19 protein-coding genes are annotated in these 20260 nt (G+C 61.9%); 14 read left to right on the forward strand and 5 right to left on the reverse strand.

Annotation, left to right across the window (positions count from 1 at the left end; translation table 11 throughout):
• Window positions 1-342 (reverse strand): helix-turn-helix domain-containing protein (locus BUB04_RS02110; protein WP_143156320.1); only part of this gene is annotated, 342 nt, incomplete at its 3' end.
• A gap of 210 nt (window positions 343-552) precedes the next feature.
• Here BUB04_RS02110 and BUB04_RS02115 point away from each other — a divergent pair.
• Together BUB04_RS02115 and BUB04_RS02120 are read left to right on the forward strand one after the other, a co-directional pair.
• Complete coding sequence (locus BUB04_RS02115; protein ID WP_073036520.1) at window positions 553-783, forward strand: hypothetical protein; 231 nt, start codon at window positions 553-555, stop codon at window positions 781-783.
• 277 nt (window positions 784-1060) lie between these two features.
• On the forward strand, window positions 1061-1864 hold the full coding sequence (locus tag BUB04_RS02120; protein ID WP_073036522.1) for a coiled-coil domain-containing protein: 804 nt from the start codon (window positions 1061-1063) through the stop codon (window positions 1862-1864).
• Between the two features lie 168 nt (window positions 1865-2032).
• Here the strand turns inward: BUB04_RS02120 and acnA are convergent, their stop codons facing one another.
• Window positions 2033-4678 (reverse strand): aconitate hydratase AcnA, encoded by a 2646-nt coding sequence (acnA, locus tag BUB04_RS02125; protein WP_073036524.1) that lies wholly within the window; start codon window positions 4676-4678, stop codon window positions 2033-2035.
• Between the two features lie 677 nt (window positions 4679-5355).
• Between acnA and BUB04_RS02130 the strand changes: the two genes are divergently transcribed.
• From BUB04_RS02130 to BUB04_RS02185, 12 genes are all read left to right on the forward strand, one after another.
• Entirely contained in the window at window positions 5356-6567 is a 1212-nt protein-coding gene (locus BUB04_RS02130) for an NADP-dependent isocitrate dehydrogenase (protein WP_073036526.1), read from the forward strand.
• Between the two features lie 160 nt (window positions 6568-6727).
• The gene (locus BUB04_RS02135; protein ID WP_073036528.1) at window positions 6728-7027 is read left to right on the forward strand and encodes a nucleotidyltransferase family protein; all 300 of its coding nucleotides are present in this window, start codon (window positions 6728-6730) and stop codon (window positions 7025-7027) included.
• Complete coding sequence (locus tag BUB04_RS02140; protein ID WP_073036530.1) at window positions 7017-7322, forward strand: HepT-like ribonuclease domain-containing protein; 306 nt, start codon at window positions 7017-7019, stop codon at window positions 7320-7322. Before BUB04_RS02135 ends, BUB04_RS02140 begins: the two co-directional genes overlap by 11 nt.
• A 678-nt stretch (window positions 7323-8000) precedes the next feature.
• Window positions 8001-8561 (forward strand): helix-turn-helix domain-containing protein, encoded by a 561-nt coding sequence (locus tag BUB04_RS02145; protein ID WP_073036532.1) that lies wholly within the window; start codon window positions 8001-8003, stop codon window positions 8559-8561.
• Between the two features lie 394 nt (window positions 8562-8955).
• Window positions 8956-9930: a 3-hydroxyacyl-CoA dehydrogenase family protein gene (locus BUB04_RS02150; RefSeq protein WP_218588351.1), complete on the forward strand. Its 975-nt coding sequence runs from the start codon at window positions 8956-8958 to the stop codon at window positions 9928-9930.
• A 104-nt stretch (window positions 9931-10034) separates the two neighbouring features.
• The gene (locus tag BUB04_RS02155) at window positions 10035-10895 is read left to right on the forward strand and encodes a branched-chain amino acid ABC transporter permease (protein WP_073036536.1); all 861 of its coding nucleotides are present in this window, start codon (window positions 10035-10037) and stop codon (window positions 10893-10895) included.
• Complete coding sequence (locus tag BUB04_RS02160) at window positions 10895-11902, forward strand: branched-chain amino acid ABC transporter permease (protein ID WP_073036538.1); 1008 nt, start codon at window positions 10895-10897, stop codon at window positions 11900-11902. Before BUB04_RS02155 ends, BUB04_RS02160 begins: the two co-directional genes overlap by 1 nt.
• Window positions 11899-12651, forward strand: coding sequence for an ABC transporter ATP-binding protein (locus BUB04_RS02165; protein WP_073036540.1), 753 nt, complete (start codon window positions 11899-11901; stop codon window positions 12649-12651). Before BUB04_RS02160 ends, BUB04_RS02165 begins: the two co-directional genes overlap by 4 nt.
• A gap of 6 nt (window positions 12652-12657) precedes the next feature.
• Window positions 12658-13368, forward strand: coding sequence for an ABC transporter ATP-binding protein (locus tag BUB04_RS02170; protein WP_073036542.1), 711 nt, complete (start codon window positions 12658-12660; stop codon window positions 13366-13368).
• A 53-nt stretch (window positions 13369-13421) separates the two neighbouring features.
• Window positions 13422-14342 carry a beta-keto acid cleavage family enzyme gene (locus BUB04_RS02175; protein WP_073036544.1) on the forward strand — a complete coding sequence of 307 codons (921 nt, stop codon included), beginning with the start codon at window positions 13422-13424 and terminating at the stop codon, window positions 14340-14342.
• 23 nt (window positions 14343-14365) lie between these two features.
• A complete protein-coding gene (locus tag BUB04_RS02180) occupies window positions 14366-15577 on the forward strand; it encodes an ABC transporter substrate-binding protein (protein ID WP_084075935.1) in 1212 nt (403 codons plus the stop codon).
• Window positions 15578-15651: 74 nt separating this feature from the next.
• Window positions 15652-16614 carry an NAD-dependent epimerase/dehydratase family protein gene (locus tag BUB04_RS02185; RefSeq protein ID WP_073036547.1) on the forward strand — a complete coding sequence of 321 codons (963 nt, stop codon included), beginning with the start codon at window positions 15652-15654 and terminating at the stop codon, window positions 16612-16614.
• Between the two features lie 244 nt (window positions 16615-16858).
• Here the strand turns inward: BUB04_RS02185 and BUB04_RS02190 are convergent, their stop codons facing one another.
• The 3 genes from BUB04_RS02190 to BUB04_RS02200 form a co-directional block, all read right to left on the reverse strand.
• The gene (locus tag BUB04_RS02190) at window positions 16859-17734 is read right to left on the reverse strand and encodes a HEAT repeat domain-containing protein (protein WP_073036549.1); all 876 of its coding nucleotides are present in this window, start codon (window positions 17732-17734) and stop codon (window positions 16859-16861) included.
• Between the two features lie 176 nt (window positions 17735-17910).
• Complete coding sequence (locus BUB04_RS02195; RefSeq protein WP_073036551.1) at window positions 17911-18543, reverse strand: TetR/AcrR family transcriptional regulator; 633 nt, start codon at window positions 18541-18543, stop codon at window positions 17911-17913.
• Between the two features lie 116 nt (window positions 18544-18659).
• Window positions 18660-20258 (reverse strand): acyl-CoA dehydrogenase family protein, encoded by a 1599-nt coding sequence (locus tag BUB04_RS02200; RefSeq protein WP_073036553.1) that lies wholly within the window; start codon window positions 20256-20258, stop codon window positions 18660-18662.
• Between the last annotated feature and the right edge of the window lie 2 nt (window positions 20259-20260).

The raw sequence follows: 20260 nt of genomic DNA on the forward strand, positions 1-20260 counted from the left end.
GTAATAGCGCTTCTGACACTGGATCACCGTCTCCTTGAGCCGGCGGACGTATCGACGCGCTGAACGCTCCGAGACCTTCAACCCCGGGTCCTTCTGCTGGAGCTTGTACAGCACCTTCGCCGCGCTGAGATTTGGAAACTGCCGAAGCAAGGTCACAATATAATCTCGATAGGCGTCCAGCTGCTTGCGCCGTTCCCGGTGGCTTTGCTTCACCTCAATGGCCGCCTCATCCATGCGCAGATATTTCCTGACCGTGTTGCGGGATAGGCCCAGCTGGCGTGCGATGGCCCGAATCTTCAGGCCGTTGCCCTCATCATAAAGTGCCTTGATCTTATGAATCACGACCCACTCCTTCAAAGTCTGCCTCCCACCTCCTTTTTGATTTTTCAGAGATGGGGGTTTTACGGCCAATTGATCGCCAATGCATCCTCAAACCGGGTCAATTTTGTTGGCCGTAGGTGGGTCATTTTAGATGGCCATTAACAGCAGGCCCCGATTCGAGGGGATTGAGGCCCGTGGGAGAGTTTCCCACAGGAAGGAGGGTGCTGTGTCATGACTGGAGAAAAGACGCCGCAGAAAAAGGCAAAGGTCATTCCGGAGGATAAACTTATCGAACTAAGAGCGAAGCGGGTGCTGCAGCAAATGCACGACTCGGTCTCCGGGGATATGCCCCGGATGACACCAGAGCAAATGCAAGAATTCCTCGACTATATCATGGGGCGTTCGACTAAATTATCGCGCCCGGTGAAATGGGCTCGGGGAGACGAAGAGGATCAAGATTGATCCCCGACGAGGATGGGCTTCCTTGGCCCACGGAAGCCAAAGCCATAAGCCACCCGGCGGGGAACGGGTGAAGGTGCATGGTGGCGACGGGCCTGTGGAGACGGAGTAGTCTGTCCGAAGGCAGGCTCCGATTCGAAGGGATTGAGGGGCGGCAAAAGAAGGACCCCGATCCTTCGTGCGAGAATCCGGCCGGCCGTCGGCAACCCGCCCTTGCCCCCCCGGGGTCCCTTCATGTTATAAAGCCGGCAGCGATGAACAAATCAACGGGGGCGCTTCCATGGCACAAGCCACGGGACACGGTTTCAGCAAAGAAGTCTATGAGGCGATCGTTGCCATCGTCGACGACAGGATGCGCGAAATCCGCGTGACCAGGGAGGACTTCGACGACCTGAAGGCGGTGGTGCGAGAGCTTGCTGAAGCCCAGAAGCGCACTGAGGCCAAGGTCGAAGAACTGGCCGAGGCGCAAAAACGCACTGAAATCAAAGTGGAAGAGCTGGCCGAGGCGCAAAAACGTACCGAAACAAAAGTCAAAGAACTGGCCGAAGCCCAGAAGCGCACCGAAGCCAGGGTCGAAGAACTGGCCGAGGCGCAAAAGCGCACTGAAGCGAAAGTCGGAGAGCTGGCCGAAGCCCAGGCCAAGACGGAAAAGGTGGTCCAGGGGTTGGTTCGGGACATGCGCTCCGTGAAAAAGCAGCTGGGCGGCCTCTCCGATACGGTGGGATACGGCCTCGAAGACCGGGCCATCCAGTCCCTGCCGCGAATCCTAAAAGAGCGCCTCTCCCTGGAGATTCAGGTCATGGACCGCCGTTTCCTCGAATATCCCGACGGAGGCCTGGACGAGATCAACATCTACGGCGAAGGGACGCTGGACGGAAAGGCCGTGTGCATCATCGGGGAAAGCAAGGCTCAGCTGGGCAAAAAGGACGTGGAACGGTTCCGGAAACTCCTGGAGCGGACCCACAAGCACCTGGCCCGGCCACTGATCCCCCTGCTGGTGGTCTATTCCGTGCGGCCCGAAGTGCAGCAATACGCCACGGAAAAGATCCCCGAGCTCATCATCGTGAAGTCCTACGAACTCTAGATCCAACGCGGAGCGGTTTCTTCACCGGGTCTGTCCATTTCCGCGGGTTGTATGGGCGGGGATAAACCCCGCCCCGACCCCAAAGGCTCATCGGTTTTCGCAAGGGCGAATCGCCGTTCGCCCCTTAACGTAGATGGTCGGCATCCGGGCTCCACACCCGCCGGGAGATTACGGGGCCTGGTCCGATCCGGCCATCTTCCTCAGCACATAGTCCAGGATGCCCCCGTTTCGGTAGTAGTCCGCTTCGATCTCCGTATCCAGCCGGGCCAGAACCTGGAAGGTCTTTTCCTTCCCGTCCTTGACCGCCGTGACCGTGAGCTTTCGGCGCGGTTCGATCCCGGCGATCCCCGCGATGTGGTATTCTTCCGTACCGTCCAGGCCCAGGGATTCCGCCGACTCGCCCTCCAGGAACTGTAGCGGCAAAATCCCCATCCCGATCAGGTTGCTCCGGTGGATCCTTTCGAAGGATTCGGCGATCACCGCCTTGACGCCCAAGAGCTTGGGCCCCTTGGCCGCCCAGTCCCGGGAAGACCCCGTGCCGTATTCCTTGCCGCCCAGCACGATGAGTGGGACCCCCTCCCGGCGGTACGCCTCGGCGGCCTCGAAGACATACATCCTCTCCCCTTCCGGAAACTTCACGGTGAAGCTTCCCGGTTCCGACACCAGCTTGTTTCGGATGCGGATGTTGGCGAAGGTTCCCCGCATCATCACCTCGTGGTTCCCGCGCCGCGCCCCGTAGCTGTTGAACTCCTGGCGGCTCAGGCCCAGGGATTTCAAGTACCGGCCCGCGGGGTAGTCTTCGTGGATGGCCCCGGCGGGCGAGATGTGATCGGTGGTCACCGCGTCGCCCAGCCACAGGAGCACCCGGGCCCCTCGAATGTCGGTGGTTTCGGGCATCTGCGGCGTGAAGCCTTCGAAGTAGGGAGGGCACTTGATGTAGGTGGACCGGGGATCCCACGGGTAGGTGACGCTTTCCTGCACCTGAAGCTCGTTCCAGAATTGGTCCCCTTCCAGGATTTTTTCGTAGGTCTCACGGAAAAGATCTTCCTGAACGTAGCGGTTCACCAGCTCTTCGATCTCTTCATCGTCCGGCAGGATGTCGGCCAGAAAGACGGGGCCTCCGTTGGGATCCAGCCCGACGGGTTCCTTTTCCAGGTCCACGTCCACCCGGCCCGCCAAGGCGAAGGCCACCACCAGCAGCGGGGACGCCAGGAAGTTGGATTTCACCTTCTGATGGATTCGGGCCTCGAAGTTGCGGTTTCCCGACAGGACGGCGGCCACGTTCAGGTTGTGTTCCTCGATGGCCCGTTCCACTTCCGGGTGGAGCGGACCCGAATTCCCGATGCAGGTGGTGCACCCGAAGGCCACCGGATGGAAGCCCAGGGCCTCCAGGTAGGGCAGGAGGCCGCTTCGATCCAGGTACTGGACCACCACCTTGGATCCCGGAGCCAGGGACGTCTTCACGTGGGCGGGAACCGCAAGGCCCCTCTTCACCGCGTTTCGGGCCAGAAGGGCCGCTCCCAGCAGGGCGTGGGGGTTGGACGTGTTGGTGCACGAGGTGATGGCCGCGATCACCACGCTGCCGTCGGAAAGCTCCACGTTTTCCCCCCGGATCCGAACGGGAACCGCCGCCTTGGGGGCGTCTTCGCCCCGAAGTTGCCGGAACCGCGTCTTGAGCTCCGAAAGCTCGATGCGGTCCTTGGGCTTGGACGGGCCCGCCACCGCCGGCCGGATGGCCGAAAGGTCGATTTCCAGCACATCCGTATAATCGGGTTCTTCCGATCCGTCGTAGTAGAGTCCCATGGCCCGGGCCGCCGCTTCCGTCACCCGCGCCTGCCGCTCCCGATGGGTGAGCCGAAGGTACTCCACCACCTTCTCGTCCACCGGGAAGAAGCCCACCGTGGCGCCGTATTCCGGGCTCATGTTGGCGATGGTGGCCCGGGCCGGCACCGACAGCGCGGTCACGGCCGGGCCGAAAAATTCCACGAACTTTTCCACCACCCCGTAGTCCCTCAAGGCCTCGGTGACTCGGAGAACCAGGTCCGTGGCGTTGGCCCTCCGCGGAAGACGCCCCACCAGGCGCACACCGATCACCTCCGGAATGGCCATGGAATAGGGCTGCCCCATCAGGACCGCTTCCGCCTCGATGCCTCCCACGCCCCAGCCGAGAACGCCGATGCCGTTGACCATGGTGGTGTGGGAATCGAGACCCACCACGGTGTCCGGAAAACAGATGCGGACGCCGTCTTCCTTCCGGTCCCAGAAGACGCGGCTCAGGTGCTCCAGGTTCACCTGGTGGCAGATGCCCGAATTGGGAGGCACCACCCGGAAGTTCTCGAAGCTCTTCTGGGCCCACTTGAGGAAGGTGTAGCGCTCCCCGTTCCTTTCGTATTCCCTGCGGACGTTGGCCGTGAGGGCGTCCGAGGTGCCGAAGAAGTCCACCTGGACCGAATGGTCCACCACCAGGTCCACGGGCACCAGGGGATTGACCGCCGCCGGATCCTTTCCCAAGGCCACCAGGGCGTCCCGCATGGCCGCGAGATCCGCCACGGCGGGAACCCCGGTGAAGTCCTGCATGAGCACCCGGGCGGGGAAAAAGGGGATCTCCACCGGCTCGGCGTACCGGCCCCGCCACCCGGCCAGATTCTCCACGTCCCGTTCCGTCACCAGCCGGTCGTCCCGGCGGCGCACCACGTTTTCCAGCAGGACCCGGATGGAATAGGGAAGCCGCCCCAGGCGGTTTCCGAAAAGCCCTTTCAGGTCCACGAACTCAAAGGTTTCGCCGTCTTTTTCCAAGCGTGCTCGTGCGCTCATGGTCCGCTCTCTTTCCTTCCTTTCATCCAAGGGGCCACGGAAGGGTGAGGAGCCCCTCCGGCCGGCCCATCGGCCCAACCACCCCAATGCCCACCGAGAAGGCCTCAAAGACGCCAAGATAGCCGACAAAGCGCTTCCAAACAACAGGAGAGTCCCTTCCGTTCACCATCGGCACTTTCTTTTGCGCTGACGATCATGGCGACGCTCGCCGCCCCGCATGGATGAAACAATGGGCCGGGGCGAGGGCCTTCCGGGGGAGCGCCGCAAGGCGCGATTCGCTTTGCGCGATCGCGCGGCCGTTGAATGGCCGCCCGCCCTCATCGCGGCTTTCGCCGCTCCCACACACCAGTCTTTCACATTTGCGTCTATTTGCGTTCATTCGCGGTTCTCTTTCATATTGGACGATTCTTCCTCATCTCGAGGCTCCGGCGCGTTGACAGGCATCCCGATGAGCTGATTCTCTCGCCGATGGCGGCCTGGAAGGCAATGCGATGCCCGTCCCGGGCCTGTTCCGGAACGGACTTTTCAAAACAGCGGTTGATCAATCGGGCGAAAATGGATCATATACGGGATTTGATGAAAGTCGCCGCGTGGTCTTCATCATCCTGACCATGCCGATCATCCATCGAAACTTCTTCACGTGATCGAAAACCCGTCGGACCGAGAAAGGAGCTCGCATGCAGGACAAGATCCGGCTGAAGAACCCCATCGTGGAAATGGACGGCGACGAGATGACCCGGATCCTCTGGAAGATGGTCAAGGAGGAACTGCTCTTTCCCTACCTGGACCTGACCATCGACTATTACGACCTGGGAATCGAGCACCGCGACGAAACCGACGATGCGGTGACCCTGGAAGCGGCCCGGGCCGTGGAAAAGCACCAGGTGGGCGTCAAATGCGCCACCATCACCCCCAACGCCGAGCGGGTGAAGGAGTACAACCTCAAGCGGGAATACAAGAGCCCCAACGGCACCATCCGAGGCTACCTGGACGGCACGGTCTTCCGCACGCCCATCCTGGTGGAAAAGATCCCGCCGGTGGTCCGGAGCTGGAAGAAGCCCATCACCATCGCCCGCCACGCCTACGGGGACGTGTACAGGAACGCGGAGATCCGCGTGCCCGGTCCGGGTACGGCCGAACTGGTCTTCCGGTCCCAGTCCGGGGAAACGGAAGTCGTGAAGATCGCCGATTTTGAAGGCCCCGGCATCATCCAGGGCATCCACAATACGGACGCCTCCATCCGGAGCTTCGCCCAGGCGTGTTTCCTCTTCGGCCTGGACCGGGGCGTGGACGTGTGGTTCGCCACCAAGGACACCATTTCCAAGACCTACGACGCCCGGTTCAAGGAGATCTTCGATGAGGAGTTCCAGGCGTTCCGGGATCGGTTCGCCGAGAAGGGGATCCACTACTTCTACACGCTCATCGACGACGTGGTGGCCCGGATCATGAAATCCGAAGGGGGGCTCCTGTGGGCGTGCAAGAACTACGACGGGGACGTGATGAGCGACATGGTGGCGTCGGCCTGCGGAAGCCTGGCCATGATGACCTCGGTGCTCATCTCGCCCCGGGGCTGCTACGTCTACGAAGCGGCCCACGGCACGGTGCAGCGCCACTACTACCGGTATCTCAAGGGAGAGAAGACCTCCACCAATCCCATGGCGCTCCTTTTCGCGTGGACTGGCGCCATCCGCAAGCGCGGAGAACTGGACCAGGTCCCCGAAGCCGTCCGGTTCGCCGACACGCTGGAACGGGCCGCCCTGACGACCATCGATGAAGGGATCATGACCGGAGACTTGGCGGCCATCTCCCCGCCGTTTCCGGAAAAACAGAGCGTGGACACCGAAGCCTTCCTCGCCGCCATCAAGGAGCGCCTGGACCAGGCCCTCTGATCCCGGCCCCACCCGGCGGACCCCGGGGCCCGCCGGGTGGGCCGGAAACTCGCCTTCACGGCAGCCTCAGCACCAAATACGATCTTGAAGTAGGATTTGGAATCGTTCGTATTCCAAAACTCGCTGATTTCCCTTGGAAGATATCCTAGAAGGACGGGGAATGGTGGACAGGGACAAGGCCATCGAAATTCTAAAACATAACAAAGCGTTGCTGGAAGCCCATCATGTGCGTTCGCTGGCCGTTTTCGGATCGGTGGCCAGGTGCGAATCCGGACCGTGCAGCGACATCGATATTCTGGTTGAGTTCGAGCCGGGGGCAGAAGTTGGTCTGTTCGAGTTTGTGCGTCTGAAAAACGAACTAACCTCTCTACTCGGAGTCGAAGTGGATCTGGGCACTCCCGATGCGCTACATCCCGCCCTCCGCGACAACATCCTTAGAGAGGCCGTCCATGTCGCCTAGAAAATGGCAAGTTCGTCTGGAAGATATGCTGGACGCTGTAAGAAAGATAGAAGCCTATGTGCTAGGGTTAACGCATGAAGACTTTATTCAGGATGAGAAAACCCAGGATGCGGTCATCCGGCAGCTCATCGTCTTGGGCGAGGCGGCGTGTCGTCTGCCGGATGAACTAATAGCCGACACGCCCCAAATCCCTTGGTATGAAATCCCGGGAATGCGAAACATTCTGGTCCATGAATATTTTGGACCTGAATTGGACGGTTCTTTCTCATGGACAGGTCCTGAAGGGCGGGCGTAAAGCCCGCCCCTACAAAAAGCCCCGGACCCATTGGGTAGGGGCGGGGTTTATCCCCGCCCGCTAATCACGCGGTGTAAGAGACACCCGAAGAAAAAATCGCTCAGATTAGGCAAAAGAAATGCAATGCTCCCTTGGGTAGGGGCGGGGTTTATCCCCGCCCGCTAATCACGCGGTGTAAGAGACACCCGAAGAAAAAATCGCTCAGTTTAGGTTGGAATCAATAGGGAAATCCTCTGGAAAACCGCCCAAAGAACATACCGGAGTTGATCCTGATCTTACGACATCTCTTAGAGATACTCTCCCAAAGCGATACCCCCGAAGAGACCCCACGTCACCACCCACAGGAAACCGGGCAGAGCTTGCGGAATATCCGCACTCTCCTCCAAAACACGACCCCACCGAAGTTCCACCGAACGGGGCCGCCCGGCAACTCCCGTTTGAAACCCGCTTCGGGGATATGGTAGGCTGCGGCCTTAAGCTGCAGGCCATTTCGAGTGTCGGTCGAAATCCCAGGGCATTTGAAGGGAATAGGGCACTTTTGAAACCGGGGCGGGCCTTCCCGCCGCGGTTGGTCCTTGCGGTTGCTGCGAAAACCGGATAACGGGTAGGAACGGACGTGCGCTTCACCATCCATGGGAACATCCTGATGCCGGAACCCGAGAGAAAGGGGCCTGCCAAGTGATCGACGAGTCCGCCATCGGCCGACGCGTGAGAGACTACCGGAAGGCCAAGGGCCTGACCCTGCAGGAAATGGCCGACGCCACCGGCTTCTCCAAGGGCTACCTGTCCAAGCTGGAAACCTCCAAAAAGGCCCCTCCGCTCAGCACCTTGAGCCGCATCGCCAAGGTGCTGGGAGTCACCACGTCCGTGCTGCTGGGGGAAGTGAGCACCCAGAGCAGCATCTCCCTGGTCAAGAAAGACGAACGCATCCCCATTGCCCACGAGGGAACGGCCTTCGGGTATTCGTACCTTTCCATCGCCCACCGCTATCCCGACCGGCACATGCAGCCCTTCATCCTGGTGCTGCCCCCGAACCCGGTGAAACCCAAGGCCATGTTTCAACACGACAGCGAAGAGATGATGTTCGTCCTCAAGGGTACCATGCGGCTCCACTTCGGCGACCAGATCCTCATCGTGGAGGAAGGCGACTGCGTCTATTTCGACGGCAACGTGCCGCACTACGGAGAGAGCTACGGGGACCACGAAACGGTGATCCTCATGGTCATCCACAGCAAATGACCCCCCGGGGCGGCGCGGGAGACGGGCCCGGGGGTAGCCTACAAGGAAACATTTTCCCCAACGCCCGCCCGGTCCAAGCCCCTGTTTCCTCCCCGAACATCCCCTCAGGACCCCCTTCCTACCCCCCTATTCCTTTGACTTTCCATGCTTTTCTTTCACACCCCAAAAAGTGCTTGACAAGAACCCTGGAGGAACCTAGAAGTTTTCTATCAGGCAACTTTCATTTCCGGACAGCGTGAAGAAACGTTCGGGGACAGGCTCCCCGCACCGTGGAGGGCGTCATGGGCCGGGATCGGTCGCAACGTCCGCAACCCTCGAAAAGACCCGCTTCCCGTCGAGCGGGATACCGTCTGGCGGGACGGCTCCGCGCCGTCTCCCTGAAGGAATACACTCCGTGAACGGACAAGGAGAGCGCATGGACGGCAAGGCCATCTCCACGGTGGGCATCCTGGGCGCCGGCCTCATGGGCCACGGGATCGCACAGATCTTCGCCTCCAAGGGATTCCGGGTTCGGATCCATGACGTGGATCGCGCCATGCTGGAGGCGGTTCCCCAGCGCATCCGGGACAACTTCCGGGTCTTCGTGGAACTGGGGCTCGCGCGCCCCGAGGACGTCGCCGACTGCCTGGATCGCATCGCCCTGTGCGACCATGTGGCTTGTGCCGTGGCAGACGCCGACCTGGTGGTGGAAGCCGTCACGGAAAGCCTGGCCGTGAAGGTCCGGGTGTTCGAGGAAGTGGAACGGCATGTGCCGGCGGCCGCCGTTCTTTGCAGCAACACCTCGGCCATCAGCATCTCGGAGATTGCGCGCTGTCTCCAACACCCCCAGCGTTTTCTCGGCACCCATTTCTGGAATCCTCCCCACGTGGTGCCGTGTGTGGAAGTGATCAAGGGCGAGGAGACATCGGAACAGGTTTTTGAAGGCGTGGTGGAGCTCATGCGGCGCCTGGGAAAGGAACCGGTTCGGGTCCTCAAGGACGTTCCGGGCTTTCTCGGCAACCGCCTCCAGCACGCCATGTGGCGGGAAGCCGTGGCCCTGGTGGCCGACGGCATCGCCGACGCGGAAGACATCGACAAGGTGGTCAAGTACGGCTTCGGACTTCGCTGCGCCATGCTGGGCCCCTTGGAGACGGCCGACCTTGCGGGACTGGATCTCACTCACGCCGTGCACCAATACCTCTTCCCTCACCTCAATGCGGACACATCCCCTTCCCCGTTGCTGCAGGATCTCATTGCGCAAGGCCGGTTGGGCGTGAAGACCGGGCAGGGCTTTCATCACTGGACCCGTCAACAGGCCCAGGAACTCATCCAGAAAAGGGATTCGGTGCTGCTCCGGATCATGGAGCTGATCCGGCCGCAGCGCGGTTGATCGAACCGATCCCGGACCGTTGAAGCCCCCGCTCGATGAGGGCGGGGCCGAGGCTCTCCATTCAAGCGGCCATTGCCCACCACAAATTCAGGCAGAGGGACGCGATGACCCAGTTTGCCGTCTTCGTCTTGCACGGCCTGGCCTACGCCGGCCTGCTCTTTCTCGTCTCGTCGGGACTGACGCTGGTCTTCGGGATGATGAACGTGCTCAACTTCGCCCATGCGGCCTTCTACATGCTGGGGGCCTACTTTTCCTATTCCATTCTTCAATGGAGCGGAAATTTCTGGCTGTCCATGCTCCTCTGCCCGCTGATCCTCTTCGTCATCGGCGCCCTGGTGGAGCGGTTCCTCCTGCGCCGCGTTCATCAGCACGGCCACCTCCACGAACTGCTCCTCACCTTCGGCCTGGCCTACATCATCACCGAAGGGGTGAAGTGGATCTGGGGAAACTATTCCCTGGCCGTCAGCCTGGACGGGTTCCTCACCGGCCAGGTGTCCCTGCTCGGCATCACCTACCCCGTCTACCGGCTCTTCATCATCGGCTGCGCGGTGGCGGTGGGAACAGCCATGAGCTACGTCTTCTATCGCACCCGGGTGGGGATCATCGTCCGGGCGGCGGTGGACGACCACGAAATGGTCAACGCGTTGGGCATCAACGTGCCCCTGGTTTTCATGCTGGTCTTTGCGGTGGGGGCGGCCTTGTCCGGCTTCGCCGGGGTGATCGCGGGTCCTCTTCTGACCACCTATCCCGGCATGGCCGCCGAGATCCTCGTGGACGCCTTCGTGGTCATCGTGGTGGGCGGGTTCGGGAGCCTGGGAGGGGCGCTGCTGGCCTCGCTCATCATCGGCCAGCTGCAGGCTTTCGGCGTTCTCCTCGTCCCCAAGTTGTCCCTGGCCTTGATCTATCTGCTCATGGCCGTGGTTTTGGTGGTGAAACCCTCGGGTCTTTTCGGTGAGGAGGCATGATGAGGCGTCGATCCGGAAACCCTGGCTCCGTCTTTCCCGGGATAGCGTTGGTGGGAGGGCTCCTGGCGGCCCCGCTCTTCCTGCCCCTCTACCACGTGAATCTGCTCACCGAGGTGATCGTCTTCGCGCTCTATGCCGTGAGCTACAATCTGCTGCTGGGCTACGCCGGCCTGCTCTCCTTCGGGCACGCCATGTTCTTCGGAACGGGCGCCTATGTGACGGCGGTGGCCCTGGCCCACCTTCCGGGGCTTTCCGTGGGCAGCGCCATCCTCCTTTCCGTGGCGGCGGCCACGCTGGCGGGGGTGGTCACCGGCGCGCTGCTCCTGCGCCACAAGGGGTCCTACTTCGCCCTGCTCACCCTCGCCTTCAACGCGCTCTTCTACGCCGTGGCCACCAAGTGGCATTCGGTGACTGGGGGCGACGACGGCCTGAGCGTCAATCGTCCCAACCTGGACTTTCTCGGCGTCCACCTGGATCTTTCCGACATCACGACCTTTTACTATTTCGCGCTCATCACCGTCGGCGCCCTCATCGGGTACTGCTGGCACTTCACCCATACGGCCATGGGGCGGACCGTCCTGCTGGTGCGGGAAAACGAGGAGCGCATGAAGTTTCTCGGCTACGACACCAACATCAGTCGTCTGCTTCTATTCACCTTCACGGGCGCCCTGGCCGGATGCGCCGGCTCTTATTACGCCCTCTTCTTCGAATTCACATCCATCAGCGCCATCAGCATTGAGATGACCACCACGGTTCTGTTGATGACCTTCATAGGGGGGACCGGTTCCTTCCTGGGGCCGGTGCTGGGAGCGCTGGTCTACACGCTGCTCCACGACAAGCTGAGCGACATCACGGATCGCTGGCCCTTGATCATGGGCCTGATCTTCATCGTCATGGTCCTCTATGTCCCGGGCGGACTGAGCGGCCTGATCGTTTCGATCCGGGAGCGTCTGGCGGGCACGGCCGGAAAGAACGCTGCGCAGCCTTTGGAAGGGCGGAAACCATGAAGGACAACGGGCGAATCTTGGAAGTGCGCGACCTCTACAAGGACTTTTCCGGCCTGGAAGTCCTGGCCGGGGTATCTTTCCAGGTGGCACAGGGAGAGCGGCACGCGGTCATCGGCCCCAACGGCGCCGGAAAGACCACGCTGTTCAACGTGATCACCGGAAAATACAAGCCGTCCGGAGGATCCATCCTGTTCCAAGGGCGGGACATCACGGGCAGGCCCCCCCACCAATTGTGCCGCATGAAGATCTCCCGCTCCTTCCAGATCACCAACGCGTTCCAGGAACTGACCGTCTTCGAGAACGTCCGTTCCGGAGTGCGCTGCCTCCACGGGCTCCGTTACCACTTCTTCAGACGCGTGGACAGGGACGTGGCCGTCAACCGGCGTACGGAAGAGCTCCTTCACCTGGTGGGCCTGGGTTCCGTCGCAGACGCCCCGGTCAGCACCCTCTCCTACGGGCAGCAGCGCGCCCTGGAGATCGCGCTCACGCTCTCCACGGACCCGGAGCTCATCCTTCTCGACGAGCCCACCGCCGGCATGACCCGCGAGGAAACCGCCGAAGCCATCCAGCTCATCGACCGGGTGACCCGCGGCAAGACCCTCATCATCATCGAACACGACATGGACGTGGTCTTTTCCCTGGCGGACAGGATCTCCGTGCTCCACTACGGTAGGATCCTGGCATCGGACCGACCTCACGTCATCCGGGACGACCAAAGGGTGAAAGACGCCTACCTTGGGGAAGGGTGAAAGCCGATGCTCGAGGTTCGAGACATTCACAGCTACTACGGCAAGAGCCACATCCTGCACGGAGTTTCCATGACCCTGCAGGAGGGTGAGATGGTGTGCCTTCTGGGACGAAACGGCGTGGGAAAGTCCACCACCCTAAAGAGCATCATGGGCATGGTGCGCCCCCGATCCGGCAGCATCCGCTTTCAGGGCCGGGAGCTCATCGGATTGCAGCCCTACCAGGTGGCGCGCCTGGGGGTGGGGATCGTCCCGGAAGAACGGCGCATCTTCGGCAGCCTCACCGTTGAGGAGAATCTTTTGATCGGCAAGAAGAACGCCCTCGATGGGGGCGACGGCGCCCAGGCCTGGACCCTGGAGCGGGTCTACCAAGTGTTCCCCCGTCTCCATGAGCGGCGGACCAACAAGGGCCGGCATCTTTCGGGAGGCGAACAACAGATGCTCACGGTGGCCCGTACCCTCATGGGCAATCCCAGGCTCATTCTGGTGGACGAGCCCACGGAAGGACTGGCCCCGCTCATCGTCCAGGACGTCCTCCACATGCTGGCCCAGGTGCGCCGTTCCGGCGTCACGGTGCTCATGGTGGAACAGAACTTCAAGGCGGCCGTCCAGGTGGCGGATCGCTTCTATGTGATGGGAAAGGGTCAGATCGTGTTCGAAGGCGACGTCGACGCCCTGCTGGCGGCGGACGAAGTCCGAAAGACCTATCTGGAGGTTTGACGCGCGGCCGTCCCGGCCGGAATACGCTTTGCGGTGTCCAAGAGGAGGCGGGAATGAGCAAGACCATCTTTACGGCGGCCATCACCGGAGGGATTCACACCCCCAGCATGTCCCCCCACCTTCCCATCACGCCCGACCAGATCGTAGAAGATGCGTTGAGTGCCTACGAAGCGGGAGCGGCGGTGGTGCATATCCATGCCCGGGATCCCGAAACGGGCCGCCCCTCCGCCGATCTGGACCTGTTCGGGGAGATCATCTCCCGGATCAAGCGCCATTCGGATCTGGTCATCTGCATCACCACGGGCGGAGGCCTGGGCCAGAGCACGGAAGAGCGCGTGGCGGCGGTGAAGCGATTCAGCCCGGAACTGGCCTCCCTCAACGCCGGTTCCATGAACTTCGCCCTCTTTCACGTGCTGGATCATCTGCGCCAATTCAAGTTCGACTGGGAAAGAGACTACCTGGCCATGACCGAGGACTTCATCTTTCCCAACACCTTCAAGACCCTGCGACAGTTCAACGAGTTCTTCAGGGAACAGCAAACCAAACCGGAATTCGAGATCTACGACGCCGGCATGCTCCACAACCTGGCCTTTCTCATCGAACGCGGCTGGGTGCGAACACCGGTCTACTTGCAGTTCGTTCTCGGCATCCTGGGCGGCATGCAAGCCACGCTCGACAATCTCATGTTCCTGCACCATTCCGCCAAGGAGCTCATCCAGGACTTCCAGTGGTCGGTCTGCGCCGCCGGCAAGCACCAATTCCGCATGGGAACGGCGGCGCTGCTTCTGGGCGGGCACGTGCGCGTGGGCCTGGAAGACAACCTCTATCTGGAAAAGGGGCGGCTGGCACGCAGCAGCGGGGAGCAGGTGGCCAAGATCATCCGCATCGCCCGCGAACTGGGCCGGGAGCCGGCCACCCCGGCGGAGGCCCGCGAGATCCTCGGACTCAAAGGGCTGGATAAGGTGAACTTCTAAACCACAGGGAAGGGAGCAGGAAGATGAGGAAGCTAAGCTGTGCGTTGTTGGCCTTGGGTGTGCTCTTCGGATTGCTCACCACGGGAGCGCTGGCCGCGGACACCATCAAACTGGGAGTGGTGGAACCTCTTTCCGGGACCTTCAAGGACATTGGTGAAAGGTACCTGGCCGGCGTTCAGTACGCCGCCGATGAGATCAACGCGGCCGGGGGCCTGCTGGGCCGCAAGGTGGAGGTCATTCCCATCGACTCCGAGGTCAAGCCCGATGTGGCCACGAGGAAGGCGACCAAGCTGATCCTCAAGGAAGGGGTGAACTTCTTCTGCGGCGGCACGGGGAGCTCCGTGGGTGCGGCCATGTCGGCACTCATGGAGAAACAGGGAGGCCTCTTTTTCACCTACGGAATGGATGCGGCCAGCCTCACCGGTGAAAAGTGCAACAGGCACTTCTTCCGCCCGGGCGGCAGCACCGACGGCCGATCCTACGCACTGGCCCAGTGGGTGGTGAAAAACGGCTACAAGCGGGTTGCCGGCATCGCCCAGGATTACTCCTTCGGCCAGGAAGCCATGGCCGCCTTCAAGAAGAAGCTCAAGGAACTGGACCCCACCGTGGAGATGGTCGCGGAACTTTACCATCCCCTGGGAACCAAGGACTACGCGCCCTACATCAGTCAGCTCATCGCCGCGGAACCGGAAGTGGTCTTCACCTCCAACTGGGGCAATGATCTGATGCTCCTGCTCAAGCAGGGCAAACCCATGGGACTCAAGGCCAAGTTCGTCTGTTACTACGCCAACGACGACGTGCTCATCAAGGGCATCGCCGACGATGAGGCGGTCATCGGCAGCATCGGCGCCGAGGTGTACATGCTGTCCATCCCCACCGAAGCCAACAAGGCCTTCGTGAAGAAATACCACGAAGCCAAGGGCCACTATCCCACCTGGCTCATCGGCAAGGGCTACACGGCCACCATGTTCTGGGCCGAGGCCGTCAAGAAGGCCGGCACCACCAACGTGAGAAAAGTGATCCAGGCCTGGGAGGGGTTGAGCTACGACGGGCCGGCCGGCACCTGGACCATGCGCGCCTGCGACCATCAGGCCCAGGTTCCCTACTGGATCGGGGAAATCGTGAAGGAAAACCCCTTCTTCGATCACGCCTACGTGGCCGACGCCACCATGATCCCGGCCGAGGACGTGGCGGTGCCCTGCGAAGAGACGGGCTGCAAGGCCATGGGCAAGTAACGGAAACGGTGCATCCTCAGCCCGCGGCGTTCCCTTCCCACGCCGCCGCGGGCTGCCGGGGGAGGAACGGCTCCATGAAGTATCTGATCACGGGCGGTTGCGGCTTCCTGGGGACCAGTCTGGCGCGGCTGATGATCCGAGAGGGGGCCCGGCCGGTTCTGCTGGATGTGGCGCCGTTGGGCCCCATGCTCCAGGACGTCCGGGATCGCCTGGATTACGTGCGCGGGTCCCAGACCAATCTCTCCGTTGTGCTCAACTGCCTTCGGGAACACTCCGTGAAAGGCGTCTTTCATCTGGGCGGCATGCTTTCGGCTCCCAGCGAACAGGATCCCTGGTCCGCCTTCGACGTCAACGTGGTGGGAACCTACAACGTGTTGGAGGCGTGCCGGATCGCCGGCGTGGACCAGGTCGTCTACGGCAGCACGGTGGCCGTCTACAGCCGGGGCATCCGCACCGACTTCATCGACGACGACACCCTGCAGCGCCCCACGAGCATGTACGGCACCACCAAGGTCTTCGGGGAACTGCTGGGAAGGTTCTACCGTCGAAAGTTCGGGCTGGACTTCCGGGGCGTGAGGATCCCCTCCGTGGTGGGCCCCGGAGCCAAGACGGCGCACATGTCCATCTACAACGCCTGGGCCATCGAATACCCTCTGCGGGGCAAGCCCTACCGGCTGCTTTGCGAGCCCGAGACCCGGTGCCCGGTGATCTACTTCAAGGACGCCGCCCGCTCCCTCTGGGAACTTTCCCAGGCGCCCGCGTCGCGGATCGAAACCGTCGTCTACAACCTGGCGGGCATCACTCCGGCCTTCTCCGCCCGGGAGCTTGTGGAGCACGTCCGCGAAAGGCTCCCCGAAGCCGATCTGGACTTCAGGCCCGATCCGCTCATCGTGGAGCTCCTTCGGGAACTGGGGCGGTTGAGGATCGTCGACGACGCGGCTCGCAACGAATGGGGCTGGTCGGCCCGATACGGGCTGGAGGAGATGATCGAGGATTTCATCCAGGAGTTTTCAAGACACGGCGCCTGGTACGCCTAACGGCGGTCCTGAAGGGCGGGCCTGAAGCCCGCCCCTACGAAATGCGTTGATCGCTTGGGTAGCATCCAGGGCTTACTCCACGGGGCCCACCGATTTGCCCCCCTTGCGAAATGTGTCGATCTCTTGAGTAAGGGTGGGGTCTATCCCCACCCGTCCATATCTGAGTGATGAAAGGATCGCCCCCCATTAGGCCATGGCCGGGCAAGCGCTTAGGAGGCTGTCCGAAAACGTACCCGAAAGCCTCCTAGAGCCCCGCGCCGTCTCCGTCGTCCTCTTCCAGGCCGCTCAGGCCCTCCAGGGTCGTGAAGGCCTCCTCCAGAGCGTCCAGGAGCTCCTCCTCTTCCTCGCCCAGGAAATCTTCCTGTTCTCGGCGCATCTCTTCCCAGATGGGAAAAAGCAGCCCCTGAGCCTCGTCCTGCATCACGTAAGGAGCGGCCTCCACGGCGGCCGTCACCAGGGCCAGGTCCTCGTCCTTCCAGGCGCGGAGGATCTTCCGGATCACGGGGGCGGCCTCGGGGATTCCCCACATGCCGGCGGCGCTCACCGCTTCGTAGCGGATGGTGTCGTCCTTGGACTTCAGGGCCTCCAGAATCTGCTTTTCGAAGCCGCTCACCCACCGCATGCAGAAAACGGCCGTAAGACGCCAGTCCGCATCCTTGGACGCGTAGGCGGAGGCCACCGCTTCTTCGTGCCAATCCTGGGGAGCGCGCACCGACGCTTCCAGCACGCGCCGGCGCACCAGCTTGGGGAGCTTGGGATCCAGGTAAAGATCGTGCAGCGTCTTTTGAATCTTTTCGAACATGGCTTCGCTGATGGGAGCATCCTCCGGTTCTTCGAAGCCTTCCACGTCCACGTACTCCAGCGCGGCGCCCAGAGCCACGGCCGCCATGCCGCGAACCTCCTCGTCTTCCGTCTCGTCGGCCGCCACGTTGAGGAGCATCTCCGCCATGTCGTCGTTCATGACCACCAGATCCCCGGCCATCTCGCACGCCATGATCCGCACATCCCGGTCGGCGTTCTTGTCGCGCACCACCGCGGCGATGGTGTCCGCCGCATCCTCCGGCCAATCCCAGGGGTCCAGCCCCGCCAACACCGCTATGTCCACTCTCGTCTTGTCCATGCCCTTTCTCCTTCGATTCGTTTCATGGGTTGTTTGTCGAGCCGTGTGCTTATAGCGTTTTGGTTCGGCCATAACAACCGTTTCCCGCAGGCCGACGGATCGTCGCCGGCGGACGGCATCTATGCCAAGGACCCCATCGCTTTTCGGATCGGCGCCGGGCACAACATCTGAAAGTGTCACGACACCCTCTCAGGTTCCGATTCCCCCCTCAGGCCTTTTACGAACAGGTCCGCAATGAGGCCGGCGATGCGCTCCATGTGCCGGCGCACCTCTTCCGGGGCCCGGCCCGGATAGTTTCGGAAGGTGATCAGCACTCCGTTCAGGGCGGCGAAAAAAGCATGGGCCACGAGGCGGGATTCGCCCCCTCCCGAGTCTTCGCCGAAGACGGCCTGGAAATGATCGAGAACCCTCCGCTCCATATCGTTGAGCCGCTCCAGGAGGTCTTCGCGAATCTCGCCGTGCAGCATGAAATGGGTCATCATGCGGAAATAGTGGTCGTTTTCCCACAGGAAGGTCACCACTTCGCCAGCGACTTCTACGGCCGTTCCCCGGTTGTCGACGATCTTCTTGATCCGCTGAACCAGCCGGTCGGCCCCCGTGAGGAAGCTCTCGATGAAAAGGGCCTGCTGGTCCGGAAAATACCGGTAGATGGCCGCCGGCGAGATGCCCGCTTCCTTGGCGATCTGGCGCATGCTGACCTTGTCGAAGGGGCAGCGCCCGAAGACCCGCTCGGCCGCCTCCAGAATGATCCGCCGCCGCGTTTCCTTTTCCTTTTCCCTCAAACGCTGAAAAGTGCCCTTTTCTCCCATGAACGGCAGCCGCTCGCTTGAATCACTGGTTCCTTCAGAAGAGAATCTCCGGCTCTTGTGACTCTTTCCAGGGGGCACCCCGAACAGGCGCCCCCGAACTCCCAAAGGATACACAGCTAGCGGGCATTGTCCACTTCTTCCAAGGCAAGTTCCTGGTAGAGCTGCGTCAACCGCTGGCAGAACCGGTCCCACCTTCGGGCCCGATCCATGGTCTCGCCGTTCACCGGGTGGGTGATGGGACCGGAAAGCAGCTCTTCCGCCTCCCGGGAGAGCTCCTTCACCGGCCCTTCAGGGGCCCCTTCCAGGATCCGGCCCACAAATTCGGCCGGCGGATACCAGCCACGCACCCGGCTCAGGTCCCGATGGATCTGCGTGAGGAGGACATTCCGGGGGCCTTCCCAAAGTTCGTTCACCGCCGCGTCACGATAGAGCCGGGGAAGGGCCGAGAAATCCTCCATCACGCCGTGTCCGCCGAAGATGGACATGGCTCCTCGGATCACGTCCGGCGCGTCCCAGGCGGCGGTGATCTTCTGCAGCATGATGAGTTCGCGCACATCGAAGCGGAGCTTTCGCACTTCATCGGGTTCGTCCGCGGCAAGCCCGCCCTTGAGGCCGTCGGGCAGCCCCAGAAAGCTTCGGTAAAGACGAAACGCGCCGGCCAGGGTGCGTTGCGCGGTCCGCTCCATCCCGGCGAGTTGGGACGCCACAAGCGGGAACCGATCGATGCGCTGCCCGAACGCTTCACGGAACTCCGCATAAGCCTTGGCTTCCCGGACCGCACGGGTCATGAACGCCGCACTGGAAAGACCCACGGTGAGCCGGGAAAGGGTGAGCACGATCCCCACCACGTTGGCGAGCCCCCTTTCCAGGGGTCCCACGGGATAGGCTGTGGCGCCGTTGAAGGTGATCTCCGCCGTGGGCAGTTCGCTGGTGCCCATCTTCCATTTGAGTCGATCGATGGTGAAGCCGTTTCGGGTCCTCTTCTCTTCATCGGCTGGAAGCCAGGAGGGCACCACGAAAAGGGCCACGGCGTCCGATCCCCGGGGCTTGGCCGTCACCAAGGCGTAGTCCGCATGGGTGGCGGAACAGAAGAACTTGTTTCCGTAAAGCCTCCAGGTGCCTCCCTCCTCCACCGCCTCCACCCGGTTGGCCGGAACGTCCGATCCGCCCTGGATCTCGGAAAGGTACTGGGCTCCGATGGCGAAACGCCCGTCCAGGCCCTCTTTGCAGTGGGTTCGGATGCGCATGAGTTCGCGCGTATCGGCGAACTTGTCCAGCAGGGCCACCAGGCCTTCCGTACAGGTGACCGGGCAGGCGATGCAGGCTTCCCCCAGCTGATAGATCAAGAACATCTTGACGAGTTTCACCCACGGATGCGTCCTTTCAGAAAAGAGCGCCTCGGAAAAGACCTCCCTTTCCAGCAGCTCCGTCTCCAGGGGGCGCACGATCCGGTCCACGCGTCTTCCGTAGGCGTCGAAATGCTCTACGGCGGGCCGCTTTTCCGGAAGGGCCGCCGCCTCCGCAAGCTCTTTCCACCGGAACGAGACCTTCCGGGAAAGCGACCTGGCTTCCCGGTCCACTTCCTCCCAGAGGTCCCCGCAGTAGTGGCGAACGACGGCCTGCGCCATGGGATCGTCCGCATAAAAGTCCAGGGAATCCCGGCGTTTCAGATAGTCATCGAACCGATAAGAGTTCGGATTCAGGTTTTCCATCATGG

It is taken from the genome of Desulfacinum infernum DSM 9756, from assembly GCF_900129305.1.
GTDB classification, from domain to species: domain Bacteria; phylum Desulfobacterota; class Syntrophobacteria; order Syntrophobacterales; family DSM-9756; genus Desulfacinum; species Desulfacinum infernum.